Here is a 16235-nt window from a genome sequence, read left to right as displayed (position 1 = left end):
AACAGCCGCGTTCACTTTACCTCGTGTTCACTATTTGTACCACCTTAGAACCCCGCTTTTCAACTACGGCGCGCCGATGGGTTAAAGGCGCCGCCGCTTCGGCGGGAGAACGGCGAGAGAATCTGACCTAAAGGCGGGCCCCGCCATGTGTAGGCTAAAGAGGCCAGAGGAGAGGCACTTGCGAAGCCCACGGCACGGCGTTCACAGAAACCGTCAAGTACCAGTGGGGACGGCTCTTCTCAAGGCAGAGCTAAAGAGGGCAAGGACCGCTGTGGAGAGGGGCGACGCTATATACCACGCCACAGAAATCCAGTGGACATCCGACACGACCCCAACGGATATTCCCCGCCCAGGTAAACGGGCCGTTTCTCCAGATTGCCTAGGGCAGAGGGAGATAAACAATGTATAGGTTTGCTGATTTACTGTAAGACATCACTGGCATTAAGTTTGGCGTATATCCCGCTCCACCGCAGCCAGCCACACTTTCCTAGTAATTGCACACGTTATACAGGCCACACAGGATCAATTTTGGGCGATGATGTAGGAATCTGGACGCGTGCGGACCTGTGACCGGCCTGGCCGGACTGAGCCCTTCATCCGCTTTCAGCAAGTAAATCAGATGCACGGATTCTTAAACAATCTCTCGCCGAAGGAACAACAGTAGCGTCTTCTGAACAGCATATCTGCGTTTAGAGAGGTAGAGAAGCTTCTAAACAATGTTGGCAACTGTGGAGTAGAGGCGGGGCGACGGGCCAAGGCCGCCGCGAGGGGCGGCTGTAGGCACTTAAACCCCCCGCCCCTTGTCTACGTGCGCGTCTTCTTGGGAATCGACGACACAGACAGCCACGGCGGGGGCTGCACCACCTACGTGGCCTACGTCCTCGCAAAAGAGGTGCTGAAGAGGTGGGGCCCCCAGGCCTTCCTCGACTTCCCCCGCCTGGTTCGGCTAAACCCCAACATCCCCTTCAAGACCAGGGGCAACGCCGCGGTGGCCCTGGCGCTGGACGTGCCAGACCCCGACGAGCTCTGGAGACTCGCCGTGGAGGTAGTCACGGCGCTGGCCAGGCGGGAGGGGAAGACAGACCCCGGCATCGCCATGGCCGTTGGGGAGGTCCCCGAGAGGGCCAAAGTCCTCTACCGCATGGCCCTAACCCAGGTGGTCAGCCTAAGCGCCGCGGAGCGGGCCGGGGCAACCACGTGGGGCGGCAGGGGGAAAATAGGCGCAGTGGCCGCCATCGGCGCCGACTTACGCGAGTCCACCTTCGAGCTGTTGGCCTACCGCGAGGGAGACCGAGCCGAGATACCGCCGAGCCTAGTGAAGGCAATGGAGGCCCTCACCTACCCCTTCACCTTCCACAACCTAGACCGCCGCAGAGTCCTGATACAGCCGAGGGGCCCCGACCCAGTCTACTACGGCATCAGAGGCCTCACCCCACACCATCTCCTCTACGCCAAGGCCCTCCTAGAGGGGCAGGGGTACCGGCCGGCGGGGTGGGCCATCTTCCGCACAAACCAAGCCACAGACGCCCACCTGCGCCACGGCGTAATATACGACGAGCCCCACCCCTACTCCTACTACATCGCCAAGGGCATAATCGCCGAGGCCAGGCGCACCAAGGCCCGCCACGTCGTCGGCCGGCTAGACACCGGCCTCCCCTTCGCCGCCTACCGCCACCTAGGCCCACTAGCCACGGCGTTGGAGAAGTGCGTCGGGTGCTACGTCGAGCTCTACGGCGGCCTAAAGCCCAGACACGGGTCGCTATACCTATACGTCGAACGCGCCCACATCCACGGCCGCTACGTCAAGATCAGGCAGAGGTGCCCCCACTGCGGAGGCTCCCTAGAAAGCCTCGGCAGAGGAAAAGGCTGGAAGTGCCGCAAATGCGGAACTATATACTACGTCGCGGAGACCCTGTGGGTGCTCGACGTGACCCCCAGCGAGTATATACTCCCCCGCCCAGCCGAGTGGCGTCACCTACTAAAACCACCCAACCTAGACACCACACTACCCAACCACTACACACCCCAAAACGTCCAATGGATAGAGTAGGCGTAGTTACACATAAGTTTTAACGTACTCAGAAACGGCAAGCATTACGTAGACTTCCAGAACTTTCACCTGTAAGCACTACGAACGGAATAATCACCATTAAGGAAGACCCTCAGAAGAAAAAGATATGAAAAAATGAGTGGACTTAGCCGGGTCTAACCTTAGCTACAGACGATTTGATTGCTACCCGTATACGTGCCAGCTACTACAGTTGCTGTAAATGGCGCCACAGCGCCAGATTGCAGTACCACTCTGCCCGACAACACTTGGCCGACAGACAACGTTATACCACTTAGCGTAACATAATACTCTCCAGGACTCTGTATAATATTCCCGCTGGTGCATTTCATTTGTTTTCCCGCTATCTCTATTCTGTCTATTGCAACTTGAGCTGCTCCTTGGGGTGTTAGTCTCATGACAAGTGTGTATGTAGTTGTACTACCACTGGTTGAGGCATAGATAGTTGCTTCGGTCACTGTAATTCCGCTTTGTTGTGAGGCTGAGGAGAATGTGGTGTATAGGTACCAGCCAACCGCTATCGCGATTACTAGCACTATTGCGACTATTATTGCCACCTCTAGGGATGTCATACCTTTTGCCTTTGGCATGTGCGTTTGAAACGTGGTTTAATAAATATTTTGTGGTGTGCCTCGCTTACTCCACCGTAGGCATGGCTCGGCGGGCGGTGTGTGCGGCCTGCGCTGTGGTGTGCTTTAGCGGCGTGAGGCATCTAACGCACATTGCACTCCTCGTCTGTGGGGGTGGGGTTATTGGGGCCTTGGGCGACGATGACTAAGTCGGCTTTACACTTGTAGCACATGACGTCATCGCTGGACTGCGCCAGCGTAACGTCCATGCATATGGACTTGCCGTGGCACTCAACGGTGAAGCCGCCCTTCCCCACGGCCTCTTTGGCGACTGTGGGCAACCTACCGTCGAAGGACGCTCGGCACCCGCCGCCGTCCACATAGACCTATATATAGTCATGTGGAGCGGCCCTCTTGACGACGACTATGTACCCCTTAGTCGCGGCCTTGAGCCCCACTTTGCGCATGAGCTCATTTCTCAGCTTAGCGAGGAGGGCCTTCGCCTCCTCTCGGCCTATTTCCGCAACCTCTTTCACGGCGGTGACTGTGTCCACTCGGCCCCATGGCAGGGCGTGCTCCCCTTCTTCCTCTAACACAATTACGTCATCGTTGCATGCGGTACTACGCCGCTGTGCCTCTCGCCGTCTGCCGTCAAAGTAACGCACAGGAGGGAGCCGCGCGCCCGTTGGCAGAGCTCTCTCCTGGCCGCGAGCTCTGCGTTGAGGGCGAAGGGGACGAGGAGGAGTAGCGTCCTCAGCCTAAAGAAGGGCAACAACGCGGCTGGGAGCAGAAATGTGGCGACGACGAGTAGAAACGTCGAGGCGGCGTAGGCGATGCTGGCCAGCATATACGCTAACTCCCAGTTTGCCGCCACTACGTTCGTGAGGGGGTCAAACGCCCAGTGGACTACCCAGAACACTAGGAAGAGATCGGCGGTGTGCAAGACGCCGACCTTGTCCGCAAGGCTGAGCCTCTTGGACAAGACGTAGGCCTTGAAGAGAGCGTGTAAGAGAGGGTAGACGAGCTTTAGCCCCACGACGAGGAGGTACGCCCCCAGCGATGGACGCATTGCTTGGTAGAGGGCGAGAGCGATGGGGATTGCTGGCCCTGCCGCAAGTAGCGAGGGGAACAGCAGGTGTCTCCACGGGGCTGTGTAAAGCTCGTGGTACATTTTCGCAAGGGGCTTTTTGGCAAAGTGGCTTGAGGCGAGCGCTGATGCGATTACACCAGCCAACAGCGAGAGGGTCGCCACGGCCATGTTTGCGTCTAAGATCTGCAACGTCTCTACGTTGGCGCTCGCTGACTTGTCCGCTATTATGTACCGGGGCTTTGCAACCACGAGGGGGTGCGTGGGGTAGGGTGTTACTACTAGCGTGTTGTTGAACTCTATTGAAATAGCGGGAGCGCCGTAGGCCACTACTGCGACTGTGGCGTTGCCGCGTGTCTCTCGCGCCAGTAGCACAAGGGGGTACACGGAGGGGTTGTCCACCGCAATGTTTAGGACGTGAGGGCCCCCCATTGCGACATTGCATGAGGTCAAGCAGGAGTGTATTGAAGATGGGCGGTGTCCATCAATGGCGCTCAATACCTCAGTGATGTACTTGGTCGTGTTGTACGTCGAGGCATAGGTTGAAAACACGGTTATGGCAAACCAGAGCGAGAGCGAAAAATACAGCACTGCGACAATGGCGACAGCGACTAAGCTCTTCCCCATGGGTAACGTTGCCACGAGATTTTATAACTATGTGACGGTGGCGACATCCCGGGCATTTCCCATGGGCTACAGCTCTTTAGATCTTTTAGCGGCGCTGGGCATCGACAGGGTGGGGCGTCCGCCGTAATTATGCGAAAAACACTTAAGTAGGGTACGTTGAACGGTATATGACATCTCTTGAAGTCGCGGTAATACTGGCATTAGTGTTGGTGGTGGCAATCGCCGTAGGCGGCTACATCTATACCGCATTTGCAACAGCTAGGCAACCAAGCGGGGTATTGGTAGTGCAAGAGGCAAAGGTGTACGAGGACGGGTCGTTTGAGCTGAAGGTGGTGCCGCAGGTCGTGGGCCGAGTAGAGGTTCTCAGCGTGGAAATCGCCGGCATCCAGAAACCTTTGACAAAAGTCGTTACAGGGCCCGACACTATTAAGGGCAAGATAGACGTGGAGCTTACCCCAGGCCAAGTGGTTTCTGGCCGCGTGATCCTTGGCAACGGCGCAGTCGCCCTATTCACAGCCACTGTACAACCTAAATAATCCTGACACTATAGAGTAGTGGCTTATACCACGAGGGGGCTCATAAGCTTTAACGGTATATCGACTCCTCTGCCGCTCTACGCCTTTTCTATGACGTAGGGCGACTCCTCTGCTGGCCAGCACCCTCTTGGCTCTACGCGGGTGGGGCCAAGGGCCACCACGGCGACTTTGAATCTCGTGGGGCATGTGTAGTGGGCTGTGCCCTCCGCCGCGTCGCCTGGCGCCGCGTCTAGGCGCACCTTCTTGCCGCCGCACTTCACCACGGCGCTTCCCCGCCCCACGGCCTCTCCGCCGGCAACGGGAAGTCTCCCCTCGAAGGCTATTTCGCAGTCCCTCCCCTCGGCGCATATGTAGAGGTATGGCGCGGCGCCTCCCCTATGCACAACCACGACGCTTCCCCTCCCAGCCCTCTTCAGCAGGGCCTTGGCCTCGCCCCTCCCGAGGTCTGCCACCTCCCTGGCCTCCAGCACGTGGTCCACCTTGCTCCACGGCACCACGTACTCCCCCTCCTTGCCCTCTACGACTACCACGTCCCCGTCGCAGGCCGTCACCACGCCCCTGTAGACCCTCCCCTCTGCCTCAAGCGCCACGGCGACGAGACGGCTCCGTGTCCGCCTGCAGAACTCCTCCCTCGCCGCCAGCTCGTAGTTGAGAGCGAAGGGCATGAAGAGGAGTAGCGTCCTGAGCCTAAATAGGGGGAGCATTAATGGTAAGACAAATGGAGTGGCAGAGATTAATACTGTGAGTAATGATAAGAAATGCGAGACTTGCAGCTGGCTGTATTATTCTGTCCCATGAAGGAGAGGGCGGTTAGGGGGTCAAAGGCCCAGTGAACAATCCAGAGCACCCAAGATATATCTACAATATGGAAGACGCTAGCTTTTGCGTGTAGGGAGAGCCCACTTTTTAGTACAAAGAGCTTGCCGTATATAAACATGAGCGGGTAGAGCATTTTAATTAATAGATATGCCAGAAGTAGTCTCACGTCATGTGCTCTCGTAAAATATACTACAATGTAACCAGTGATAAAGAACAGTAGTGGCGTCATTATCAATATAATACCCCACCTTATCGGTCCCCCGTTGTAGATCTTTGCGAGAGGTTTTTTGGCTATGTGGTTGTATACAAGCGATGAAGTTAAAACGCCTATAACGGTAGAGGTCACAAGTAAGAAGGTGTTAACGCTTAAGAGGGGCACCACCTCCACTTCTGCAGTCGTGGATTCGTTTACCCCTATTTCCGTGGGATTGACGATGGTCAACGCATTTGTTGGATAAAACTCTGCCTCAAGAGACTTTGTGAAACGTATTATCAGTTTGAACCGTGCACAGCGGCGGTTGCAACGGCTCCGCCTTCCCCTCTTAGTAGTACAACCAGTGGCGACGAGGTGGGGTTCTCTACGGTGAAGTTCAGCACCTTGTCACCTGGGCCTAGGTCGATTCTACAGGGGCTTGCACTGCATGTGTAATTAAGGGCGAGGCCTTGGCCGACGAGGCGATCAAGGAAGTTGACTACATACTGCGTCACATTAAGCGTGTAGTAGTAATTGAAGAAGGCCGTTACAATAAACCAGGTAAACGCGGCGAAGAAGATAGTAACGAAGAACCACACTATGCCCCGCCTCACGTCGCCCCACGTTATCCGTCCGCTTCCTCGCCGTGCCACGTCGCTACATGGGGTAGTAATTTATGCCCTGCGTTATATGTCGCTACGAGCACCTGGCGGCTTCGCCGTAATCGGGCTTGATCTCCAGTGGCTATAAAGTTATTTTTATACCTCTCGTAAGTGTTGTGGAGGAGTTTAAGAGACTTCTCAAGCGGCTGGCGGAGGAGGATAGGGAGTTTCTCAGAGGGGTTCTGCTAGAGGCTATTGGCGATAGTGGGGCTGAGGAGCTTGTGGAGACCCTGCTGAGGAGCCCGAGGGCTAGGGCTAGGCTTGCCGCCGAGCTGGCGGCTATGATCACAATACCGCTAAACGTGGCCACGAAAGAGGACATCAAGATGTTGGAGACAAAAATGGCGACTAAAGAAGACTTAAGGGCCTTGGAAGCCCGCATGGCGACAAAAGACGACATCAAGGCCCTAGAGGCCAGAATGGCCACAAAGGAGGACTTGGAGCGTTTCGCCACTAAAGAGGATCTACAGCGATTTGCCACAAGGGAAGACGTGGCGGTGGTGAGGGAAGAGGTAAGGCGCCTGGAGGAGAGTATGGCTACTAAGGAGGATTTAAAAGCCTTAGAGGCTAGAATGGCGACGAAGGAAGACTTGCAAAAATTTGCGACGAAGGAGGACTTGGAACGCTTTGCCACTAAGGAGGATATAAGGCGGCTGGAGAATAAGATGGCTACTAAGGAGCAGGTGGAGGACATTGCTTTGTCTTTGGAGGAGGTGGCTCGTGACTATGTGGTGTGGTTTTTGAAGCAGCGGGGTGTGTTGTGCAGGGCGTCTAGGCTCCGCTTGGATGGGGAGTACGAGTTTGACGTGTACTGCGCGGCGGGGGGCGTGACCGTGGTGGGCGAGGTGAAGCTTAGGGCTAGCGCCGGGGCTGTGGAGAGGCTTGTGGCTAGGGTGGAGGAGGCTGTGAGGATGTGGCCCGAGAAGTTCCAGGGGCGGGTGGTCAAGGTGTTCTACTGCATGGACGCGTCGCCGGAGGCGGTTGAGAAGGCGAGGGAGCTGGGGGTGTGGCTAATCGAGGCGTCTAGGGAGCTCACGCCCCTCCCCCTCTAGGCGACGCGGCTCAGCTCCTCCTCTAGCTTCTTCATCGCCTTTTCTACCTCCGCCGAGCGGGGGCGGGCCTCGCCTATGCGCGCAGCCACGCGCCTCAGCAAGACCTTGACGGCCGCGGCGGCCTCCTCCCTCGTCCTGTACTTGCTCAACGCCATGTCGGGGTCGGGCCCGTGGCATTGATAGTCGTGGAGGTCTAGCGCGAGGCTTGTGTCCGACAAGACGCCTTCGTGCCCCGCCTCTTCCAACAGCTGGGAGAGGGGCACCATCTTAGTAGTGGGGACAAGGAAGACTGCCCTCTCTTCTAGCCAACGCAGCTCTTCCTCCGTCTTGGCCAGGGTCTTGAGCTTGTCCAGCTACAGCCTAAGCAAAGCGGCTAGGGCGGCTCTCCACGCTTGGAGGGCCTTACCAGCCGTGTTGCGTGTTAAGTCTCGGCGTAGGAACTCCAACGCCCGCTTGGCCTCCGCCAACCGCCTCAAGAAGGCGGGCAGAAGCATAATCTGCAGAGGAGGGCTTAGGGGATTGGGCGCCCAATTGCCAGTTCCATTGGCGTTTTTACAACTTACATTCTTAATTTGTCTTTGTCATTGGAAAAATGGGTTGAGGCCGAGAAAGAGGCTAGAAAGCGGTACGCGGATTGGGCGTTTATTGAGAGTCTGCCTCCCCGGCTTAAGGCGGCCCTCCTTTACTATATTGAGACGGGGGATATTAGGCGGGCGGCTTTTTCGCCGGGCTTGACCTCGAGGATTTTAGGGAGCTTATGAGGAGGGCTAACGTGTCTTTAGTGGTCTAGGCGGCGTTGTCCCTGGCGTTGCACACCGTAGCGTATATAAATTTGTGAGTTGGGGCTCCTATGAGACTTCTTCTTGTGGTTCTGGTCTTGGCGGCTGTGGGCCTTGCCTACGTCTTGCCCACGGAGGCGCTGGACACCTTCTACTGGGCGTCCCCCGGCGCGGTCAGAGTTCTCGGCGCAGATGGGGCTTCGCTGTTTTCTCTAGACGCGGTTTTCCCGCTCGTGGCCACCGACGCGGTGGGCAAGTGCTTCGCTGTGGCGAATAGGCCGTACGTCTACTACACGCAGACGCAGGGGGTTGCCGTCACGATATCGATACCCACAACAGCCACGCTATCAGACGACTTGATAAATGCGTTGAGGCAGTACGGCGTCTCGCTTACGTCGAAGACTGTTCCTATTATACTCAACCTCACGCTTCCGTTGCCCCCGGTGGCCTTGGCGGGGGTGTACAAGTCGACTCTTGTCTCTCTGCACACGCCCTATGGCTACCCTCTGTGGGCCACCTCCCTCGGGCCGCAGGTAAACGCCACCGCAGTGGCCACAAACTGTGTGGACGTGGCTGTGGGCACTATGGGGGGTGAGGTGTACGTGCTGAGGAATGGGAAAGTTGTCTCTAAGGCCTCTCTCCCGTCGCCGGTGACTGCGCTGGCCTATTCGCGGGACGGCGGCGCGCTGTATGCGGGCACCATGGGGGGCGAGGTGTACAAAGTGGAGGGCTCCTCCGTGTCCAAGGTCTTCTCTTGTCCGGGCTCTGTGCTTGGTCTGGCTGTGCTTTTGGACGGCTCGCCTGTGGCGGCGTGTTTTTCCAAGGTCGATGTGCCGAAGGTGTACGTGGCGCCGTATGGGCTAGAGTTTGCTCCCGCCGTCGCAGTGGAGTACGGCATTGACACGCCTCGGGTGCCCTTTGCCGTTAGTCAGAATGGGGAGTGGGTCTTCGTGGGGACCTTCGGCGAGCTTGTGGCCATTAGGAGGGGGTCCGTCGCGTGGAGGGCTCCCCTCCCCGCTCCCCCGCTCTCCGTCTACTCCTCGGGGGACGGGTCTATAGTCGCCGTGGGAACTCTCGGGGGACACGTAGTGGTGTTTAAAGAGGGGAGGGAGGTGGCGCGGATCTCCGCGGGCAGGCCGGTCACTTCTCTTGCCGCGTCGTTTAACGGGAGGGCCCTCGCCTACGAGACTTGGGACTCCGTCACGCCGGTTAGACTTGCCAGCGTTAGAATTGTCCCCGACGCGCCACAGCAATGCCTCCCGGTGGACGTTGTGGTGAGGGCAGGCGAGGCCGTCTACGCCTACTCGGTGTCTGGGGCGCAGGACGTGTTGGTGCCAGTAAGCAAGATATCGGTGGAGCCCCAGTTTAAGTACCTTGGAGACGTGAGGTGTAGGCCTCTGAGGAACGTCACGCTCGAGGTCACTGGCGACTTGGCGGAGCATGTGCCAGTGCGGTACGCCTTGGAGTACCGCATCTCTGTGGAGCCCGCGGGCCTTGTCAGAGGGCCGGCCTGGGCTAGCGGCCCTGCGGCGTTTTACGCCGAGCCTAGGGTGGAGATCCCCGTCTACAACTCGCCTGTGTCGACCGGCGTCTTGCGGCTGGTGGGCTGGGTGGTGGATGGGAGGAGGCTGGACGTGCCGACGCCCTCTCTGACGGTGAACGTGGATAAGCCGGTGTCCGTTAAGGCAGTTTACAGGGTGGAGCTACCGCCGTACGTCCAGATAAACGCCACTGCTAGGCTTAGGCTCGACCTAGTGGTGGTCTTCGACGGCTCTGGGAACGTGGTGGCCTCCGGCCCCGCGCCCGAGGTCTCCGCCTACCCGGTCTCCGCGCAGGGGGTGTACGTGCCGCAGGCCCTGGTCTCCACCTCCTGGCCTGCCTCTGTCAACGGCTCTACGCAGCTGTGGGCCGACGTGGGGTCTACCGTGGTGTTTAAGGCGCCTGAGTTCTACGACTTTAGGAATGGGACTAGGCTGGCCTTTGTGGGGTGGGCTGGGCTGGAGTTTACGCCTGAGGAGCGGGCGCTTGAGGTTGTGCGGACTGTGCAAGGCCCGCTCTCGCTTAGGCCGAAGTACGTGGTTCAGTACAGAGTGTGGACGGCGCCGCCGGCATACGTGGCCAATCCGCCTAACGCCACGTGGGTGGAGAGGGGGGCCAACGTCACTGTGTCTATCCCCACGCCCATAGAGTCCAGGGGCAACGTCCGCACAGTGCTCGCCCAGTGGGTCATAAACGGGCGACCCGCCGGCTCGCAGGTGCCGCTGGTAGTGCGGGTGGACAGACCGCTGAATATAACGTACACCACGAAGAGGCAGTACCTCGTCTACTTCACCTCGGCCTACGGCCAAGTGCCCCCACAGATGTGGGTAGACGAGGGCGGCGTGGCCGGCGTCGTGCCCACGCCCATGGACGTCTGGTCCCCGCCGCCTTTGCACTGGGTGTTCGCCGGCTGGCGGGACAAGGCCACTGGCACCGTCTACAACTATCCACAGATGCCCGTTGTCGTCGCGTCTACCACTTTTGAGGCTGTGTGGAGCCTAGACCCGGTCCCCCTGGTGGCTGTAGGGGGCGGGGCGGCCGGCGCCGCGTTTCTCGTCTGGTTTATTAGGCGGAGGAGGCTGGCTAAGCTGACGGCTGAGGTAGAGAAGCTTTAAGCACAGTCTTCAGCGTTCTGACGAGCTGGGCGTTTATCTCAGGCGTGCCCACTGTTATTCGCACGTGGCCGGGGCCCAGCCTCTGCTCCTCGTCTCTCACCCACACGCCGTACTCCCTCAGCACGGCGGCGAGGCCAGGGGGGCCCTTGACTAAGATGAAGTTGGCGTATGTGGGCCATGCCTTTATCCCCAGTCGGGCGAGCTCCTCCCGGAGGTAGGCGGCGCCCTCTTTCACAATCTTCACCACCTCCCCCACGTAGCCTCTGTTGTACAATGCGGCGCGGGCCGCGGCGAGGGAGGAGAGAGACACTCTGAACCTCACGGTGTTGTAGTGGAGCCTGTACCCCGCGCCTACGATGACTGGGCTCACCCTCATACCGGCGAGGAGGAAGGCCTTAGACATCGTCCTCACCACTGCAAGATTCGGCCACGCCTCGGCCAACTGCGCGACGGTGACGCCGGAGAACTCGAAGTATGCCTCGTCTACCACCGTGGGCTTCCCCAGGGCCAGGACCTCCTCCACTTCCTTCGGCCGTAGGAGGAGTTGCCCCGTGGGGTTGTTTGGGTTGTCTATATACACGGCGTCTGCCCTCTTGGCCGCGGAGAGAAACTCGGCGAGGTCTAGCTTGAACTCCTCCCCCCTGAGCGGGGTCTGGAGGAGCTCCACACCGTGGAACCTCGCCTGGTCTTCAAAAAGGAAGTATGTGGGCGACACAACCGCCACCTTCCTTGCCCTGTGGAGTATGTATTCGAAGAAGTCGTCTGCTCCTGGGAAGAGCCACACGTGGGCGGGGGCCACGCCGGCGTATTCGGCGTAGAGGGCTCTGACTTCGTCGTACAGCGCAGCTGGCTGATACCAGTTGGCCACTGCCAAGGCCTGCGCCGCCGCCTCTACCACATGCTGGGGCGGGGGTATTGGGACCTCGTTTTGGTCTAGCTTGATTACCCCTGCCGGGGGCGGCAGAGACACGCGTCGCCCATTTAGGGGATTTATAAGCCTCTACACCGTTATGAGCTCCTCGTCTGCATGCCCCAGCGGCTTCTCTAGGGGCTTGCACATGTAGGGCCCACACCTCTCGTAGCCAAGCTTTCTGTAGTACTCCCGCGCCCCCACGCCAGATATGACAGCCACCTTGCGCGCGCCGAATTCTCTGGCTACCTCCTCTGCCGCCGCCATGAGTCTCCGCCCAATGCCCATGTGTTGCCACCATATTCCCCTCTCCCCCACGGGCACCGCCGGGCCGTACACATGCAACTCTCTCACTAGGGCCGTCCTGCGGCTGAGCTCTGGGCGCCTGGGGGCGTGGGGCATCCTAAGCCTTAGTATGCCGTATAGAGTGTCGTCGGGCCCCACCGCTTCTAAAAACACCTCGACGCCGCCAGACGCCTCGTAGACCGCCCTCTTGATCTCAATTGGCCCGGGCTCCACCGGCGCCCCGTTGGCTAACTTGACCCCAACCTCGCGGCACCTAATCTCTACGCAGGGGAGGCCCACCTCGGCCATCTTTTTCAACACCACCTGCCGCATGTTGCCCCACCTTGGGCCATCTACCACGTGGTGTAGAGGTATGTCGCGGCCGAGTCTCATGACTCTGGCCCACCTGGGGACAGAGGCGTAGATCTTGGCCAAGAGCTCTAGCCAAGTCTCCTCGTCGTAGCTCTTGTACCCGCCGCGCCTCCACTGCTCGTAGAGCTCAGTCCCCGGCACGACGTATAGGGGGTATATCTTGACGCAGTCTGGCATGTAGGCCGGGTCGGAGAACACTGTCTTGAACATCTCGAGGTCCCGGTCTGGGTCGCTTCCGGGGAGGCCGGGCATTAGGTGGTAGCACACCTTATACGCCGCGTCCTTTAGAAGGGCAGTGGCCTCCGCGGCCTCCCTGGCCCCGTGGCCCCTCTTCACCTTAGCCAAGACGTCGTCGTAGATGGACTGCACCCCCAGCTCCACCCTGGTGACGCCCAGCTGGAGGAGGAAGTCCACCTCCCCCTCGTCGACGTAGTCCGGCCGAGTCTCCACGGCTAGCGCCACCATTCTCAGGAGGGCGGCCTCGTTGCGCAGTTGCTCAAACTCCAGCGAGGGGGACTCCGCGGCCTTGGCCGCCCAGTTGGGGTAGTCGTTGAGCGCCTTGTAGACGTTTGCCACAAACCACTCCCTGTACCCCCGGGGCAGGGCGGAGAAGGTGCCCCCCATCACCACCACCTCTACTTTGCTGGGCACGTGGCCGTTTTCAAGGTAGACTTTGACTCTGCCGGCGGTCTGGAGGTAGGGGTCGTAGCCGCTCCTCTTGGCCCTCAGCACCACTGGGCTGTCGGAGAGGTAGGACTTGGGGGCGTCTCTGGCAGTTGGGCAGAAGGTGCAACGGCCTGGGCAAGGCATGGGGTGCGTCATGACGGCCACGACGTGTACGCCGCTGGCGGCCCGAATAAATCGCAACGGCTTCTCCACGCCGGTGAGACTTTAGGGGTTTATACGCTTAAACCACCGGCGGTAGTGCGCCGCAAGCGCCACATACGCCAGGGCCGTTAACGCGAGGGAGTACGCCACGTATACCTCGGGGTCCAACAACTTTAGCGACACAGCGTCTAGCGCCGTTGCCACCGCCTCGTTGGGCTCTTTCACATGGACGCGGGCCCACCAGCTGACGGGGTAGAGGAAGGGCCAAAGGGCGACGGCCGCCAAGTGCGCCAGGGAAACCGCCTTCTCTGCTCTGCTGACGCCGGGCGCGGCTATGTGCAACGCGGCGAGGCCCGCCAGGAGGAGGAAGTATTGGTAGTTGACACGCCAGTAGGTGGCCGTGTAGGCTAAGTACGCCAAGTAGGCAGAGGCCAGCGGACCGGCCCGTCTCGCTACGAGGAGCAGGGGGGCGTAGGCCGCCGCGGCCGCGACCCACCACGCACGGATGGCCCATAAGTAGTCTCCGCCGGTCTTCTCATGCAGATACGTGGCCAGCGTAGTCACCCCATTGAAGCTGTACACCACAGGGGGGTTGTAGCCGGGCGACGCCACCGACAGCGCCGCGTGGACCCACGCCAAGAGGCTACCGGGGCACGCCGCCTCGAAGGGCATTACGGGGACGAGCGCCCCTGCCGCAAACCCCGCGGCGAGCCTCAGCGACGGCGACGCGAGTGCGGCGAAAAGCGCAGCCGGAGCCGCATTTAGCTTCGTGGCGGCGGCTAAGCCGAGAAGGGCCCCCGCCCAGAAGCCGCCCCTCAGCCTCAGAGCGGCGATGAGGAGCGCGGCTGGCAGTGGGTCCAACATGCCGTATATGGCCGAGGTGTAGATCACGGCGGGGTTTAAGTAGTAGAGGGCCATGGCGGCTGTCCTCCGCCAAGTGGGCCACCCCGCCCCGTTAGAGTAGATGAGGACTGCAACCGCGGTGTCGAAGGCTATGAACAACGCCTTGGAGGCGACTATCCAGTCCGGGGGCGCGTACACCCACTCGCCCACCTTCTCCACTGCGCCGGGCGCGAGGAGCCTGGCAACGGCTAAGAGGGCAACGGCCAGCGGGCCGTAGGGGAATGGCCACGGGTACGCCCACCCCTCTGCCTCCGCGTTTTCTCCCCCCGCGTATTTGTAGAAGCAGAGTCCGTGTCTGTGCACGCTGTCTGCAAATCCGGCGAACTGCACCACGTCGCTCCCCACGGTGAAGGGGGCAAAGTATGCCCTTATGAGGAGGCCGGCCGCGAGAACCGCCGCTGGGGGTAGGAGGCGGAGCACTCCTTGAAATGGATATAAATATATGGCTTTGCGCCACGTGTGGATTGTCCTACTGCTCGCGGCCGTCGTGGCGGCGGTGCTGTACCTAGCCTTTAGGCTCTTCAAGCCGGTGAAGGCCTCTCTGAGAGAGGAGACGGAGCTCGAGGCCAAGTTGCTCGCCGCCTTGGCCAAGGGCCCTCTGTCCGCGGAGGAGGCGGCGGCCGCGGTGGGCGCAGACGAGGGGGCTGTGGCCTATGCGCTTGGGAAACTGGCGAGAGAGGGATACGTGGAGGCGGTGGGGGAGGGGCGCTATGCGCTTAGACATGGAGTGTGCTAAGAGGGCTAAAGAAACTTGAGTCAACACATTGTAGCCAGGGGATCTATCAACTCTGGAACGGTCAGAACCGACATCAGTAGGGTGGCGGGTCAGCGGAGAAAAATTTTTCTAACAAATAGTTTATATGGAGAGGGGGAGGGGTCAGTGAGCCAGACCGCGGGCATCTGTCCCTTCAACACCCATTCATCATCCCCTCCCCCAATGAGTCCCCCGAGAAACGCAAAGACGCTTGCTTGCAATCAGTTTCATCACTTCCACTGAATAATTGACCAACTTCTTCGTGCTGAAGCACAGATACATGTCGCCGTACGGCAAACGACAGTTTAAAAACGAGTGTAGATAGTGTAGAAGTGAAGGAGAGTTCACTGAAACATATGTCTTCTTTATGCTCAACGGCCACCAGCGGGCAAGCGGCAAGCTTCAGCTGTGACGTGTTGTGTAAATTTGAACCATTCGGTGTCAGTTTGTGTACTGTCTTTGAACTCCCGCTTTTAACTAGGGCGCGCCGACAGAAAGGCGTCGCCAATTCGGCAGTATTTCGCTGTGGAGGACGGCAAGAGCCGCTACGCGTCTAGACATGGAGTGGGCCAGGAGGGCTAGAGAGGCCTACTTGGCCATTGGGGAAGAGTACGAGGCCACTAGGCGGCGCCCCCTCCCAGTGGCCGACTTTGGAGAACTTGGGCCACGGGCCCTCGACGTGGGGGCAGGCCGCGGCGCCCAGCCCTTGTACATAGAGCTCGCTCACGGCTTTGTGGTACACTGCGACTTGGATAGGAGGCTTCTGCCAGGGGGTGACTCCGTGGAGTGTGAGGCGACACGGCTCCCCTTCAGAGACGGCGCCTTTGACGTGGCCTACCTAGTGGCTGTCCTCCATCACATGCCCCGCGAGGCGGCTGGGGAGGCGCTTAAAGAGGCGAAGAGGGTCGCCCGGCGCGTCGTGGCCACTGTGTGGGCGCCGCCAAAGTGGCGGGGCCGCGAGGTGGGGCGGGGGGTGTGGGAAGTCCCCTGGGGGGATAGGGCCGTTAGAGTGTACTTCCAGTACGAGCTGGGCGACTTGGCGGAGGTGGCGCCGTCGCCGCCCCTCTCAATGGGCATCTTGAGGAGGGGAAGGCAGTACAACTTCTACATACTCCTGTAGCAGTTAAATAGTCACAT

Annotated in this window: 16 protein-coding genes and 2 pseudogenes; 7 read left to right on the top strand and 11 right to left on the bottom strand. The window is 59.6% G+C overall.

The features are described 5' to 3' along the window. Positions 1–808: 808 nt before the first annotated feature. A complete protein-coding gene (locus PCAL_RS00535) occupies positions 809–2050 on the top strand; it encodes a tRNA(Ile)(2)-agmatinylcytidine synthase (RefSeq protein ID WP_011848796.1) in 1242 nt (413 codons plus the stop codon). A 161-nt stretch (positions 2051–2211) separates the two neighbouring features. Here PCAL_RS00535 and PCAL_RS00530 read toward each other — a convergent pair whose 3' ends face one another. The 4 genes from PCAL_RS00530 to PCAL_RS00515 form a co-directional block, all read right to left on the bottom strand. After that, positions 2212–2658, bottom strand: a complete 447-nt coding sequence (locus tag PCAL_RS00530; protein WP_011848795.1) for a hypothetical protein — start codon at positions 2656–2658, stop codon at positions 2212–2214. A 122-nt stretch (positions 2659–2780) separates the two neighbouring features. After that, positions 2781–3017 carry a hypothetical protein gene (locus PCAL_RS00525; protein ID WP_193322755.1) on the bottom strand — a complete coding sequence of 79 codons (237 nt, stop codon included), beginning with the start codon at positions 3015–3017 and terminating at the stop codon, positions 2781–2783. A gap of 6 nt (positions 3018–3023) precedes the next feature. Continuing rightward, positions 3024–3233 carry a hypothetical protein gene (locus PCAL_RS00520; protein ID WP_193322754.1) on the bottom strand — a complete coding sequence of 70 codons (210 nt, stop codon included), beginning with the start codon at positions 3231–3233 and terminating at the stop codon, positions 3024–3026. Between the two features lie 2 nt (positions 3234–3235). Beyond that, positions 3236–4351 carry a hypothetical protein gene (locus PCAL_RS00515; RefSeq protein WP_011848794.1) on the bottom strand — a complete coding sequence of 372 codons (1116 nt, stop codon included), beginning with the start codon at positions 4349–4351 and terminating at the stop codon, positions 3236–3238. A 167-nt stretch (positions 4352–4518) separates the two neighbouring features. On the opposite strand from PCAL_RS00515, the gene PCAL_RS00510 reads away from it, so the two are divergent. Further along, complete coding sequence (locus tag PCAL_RS00510; protein ID WP_011848793.1) at positions 4519–4887, top strand: hypothetical protein; 369 nt, start codon at positions 4519–4521, stop codon at positions 4885–4887. 77 nt (positions 4888–4964) lie between these two features. Here the strand turns inward: PCAL_RS00510 and PCAL_RS00505 are convergent, their stop codons facing one another. From PCAL_RS00505 to PCAL_RS00495, 3 genes are read right to left on the bottom strand one after another with little or no spacing between them, the layout of a single operon-like run. Further along, entirely contained in the window at positions 4965–5591 is a 627-nt protein-coding gene (locus PCAL_RS00505; RefSeq protein WP_011848792.1) for a hypothetical protein, read from the bottom strand. A gap of 29 nt (positions 5592–5620) precedes the next feature. Further along, entirely contained in the window at positions 5621–6148 is a 528-nt protein-coding gene (locus PCAL_RS00500; protein WP_011848791.1) for a hypothetical protein, read from the bottom strand. Between the two features lie 50 nt (positions 6149–6198). Then, positions 6199–6552: a hypothetical protein gene (locus tag PCAL_RS00495; protein ID WP_011848790.1), complete on the bottom strand. Its 354-nt coding sequence runs from the start codon at positions 6550–6552 to the stop codon at positions 6199–6201. Between the two features lie 125 nt (positions 6553–6677). On the opposite strand from PCAL_RS00495, the gene PCAL_RS00490 reads away from it, so the two are divergent. Beyond that, entirely contained in the window at positions 6678–7613 is a 936-nt protein-coding gene (locus PCAL_RS00490; protein WP_011848789.1) for a hypothetical protein, read from the top strand. Here PCAL_RS00490 and PCAL_RS00485 read toward each other — a convergent pair. Then, a pseudogene (locus tag PCAL_RS00485) lies at positions 7610–8144 on the bottom strand (PaREP1 family protein). The gene PCAL_RS00490 and the pseudogene PCAL_RS00485 overlap by 4 nt on opposite strands. Positions 8145–8197: 53 nt before the next feature. On the opposite strand from PCAL_RS00485, the pseudogene PCAL_RS11525 reads away from it, so the two are divergent. Continuing rightward, positions 8198–8403 (top strand): annotated as a pseudogene (locus PCAL_RS11525) (hypothetical protein). Between the two features lie 60 nt (positions 8404–8463). Beyond that, entirely contained in the window at positions 8464–11046 is a 2583-nt protein-coding gene (locus tag PCAL_RS00480) for a WD40 repeat domain-containing protein (RefSeq protein ID WP_011848787.1), read from the top strand. Here the strand turns inward: PCAL_RS00480 and PCAL_RS00475 are convergent. From PCAL_RS00475 to PCAL_RS00465, 3 genes are read right to left on the bottom strand one after another with little or no spacing between them, the layout of a single operon-like run. Beyond that, positions 11015–12016 carry a pyridoxal phosphate-dependent aminotransferase gene (locus PCAL_RS00475; RefSeq protein WP_011848786.1) on the bottom strand — a complete coding sequence of 334 codons (1002 nt, stop codon included), beginning with the start codon at positions 12014–12016 and terminating at the stop codon, positions 11015–11017. The genes PCAL_RS00480 and PCAL_RS00475 overlap by 32 nt on opposite strands. 30 nt (positions 12017–12046) lie before the next feature. Then, the gene (locus PCAL_RS00470) at positions 12047–13492 is read right to left on the bottom strand and encodes an elongator complex protein 3 (protein ID WP_193322752.1); all 1446 of its coding nucleotides are present in this window, start codon (positions 13490–13492) and stop codon (positions 12047–12049) included. 12 nt (positions 13493–13504) lie between these two features. Further along, positions 13505–14764, bottom strand: coding sequence for a glycosyltransferase 87 family protein (locus PCAL_RS00465; RefSeq protein WP_193322751.1), 1260 nt, complete (start codon positions 14762–14764; stop codon positions 13505–13507). A gap of 22 nt (positions 14765–14786) precedes the next feature. Here PCAL_RS00465 and PCAL_RS00460 point away from each other — a divergent pair, with 22 nt between their 5' ends. Next, a complete protein-coding gene (locus PCAL_RS00460; RefSeq protein WP_226951971.1) occupies positions 14787–15080 on the top strand; it encodes a TrmB family transcriptional regulator in 294 nt (97 codons plus the stop codon). A 577-nt stretch (positions 15081–15657) separates the two neighbouring features. After that, positions 15658–16218, top strand: a complete 561-nt coding sequence (locus PCAL_RS00455) for a class I SAM-dependent methyltransferase (RefSeq protein WP_011848783.1) — start codon at positions 15658–15660, stop codon at positions 16216–16218. Positions 16219–16235 lie beyond the last annotated feature (17 nt).

The organism is Pyrobaculum calidifontis JCM 11548, assembly GCF_000015805.1.
Lineage (GTDB): Archaea > Thermoproteota > Thermoprotei > Thermoproteales > Thermoproteaceae > Pyrobaculum > Pyrobaculum calidifontis.
This window is presented reverse-complemented; position numbering and strand designations above follow the sequence as displayed.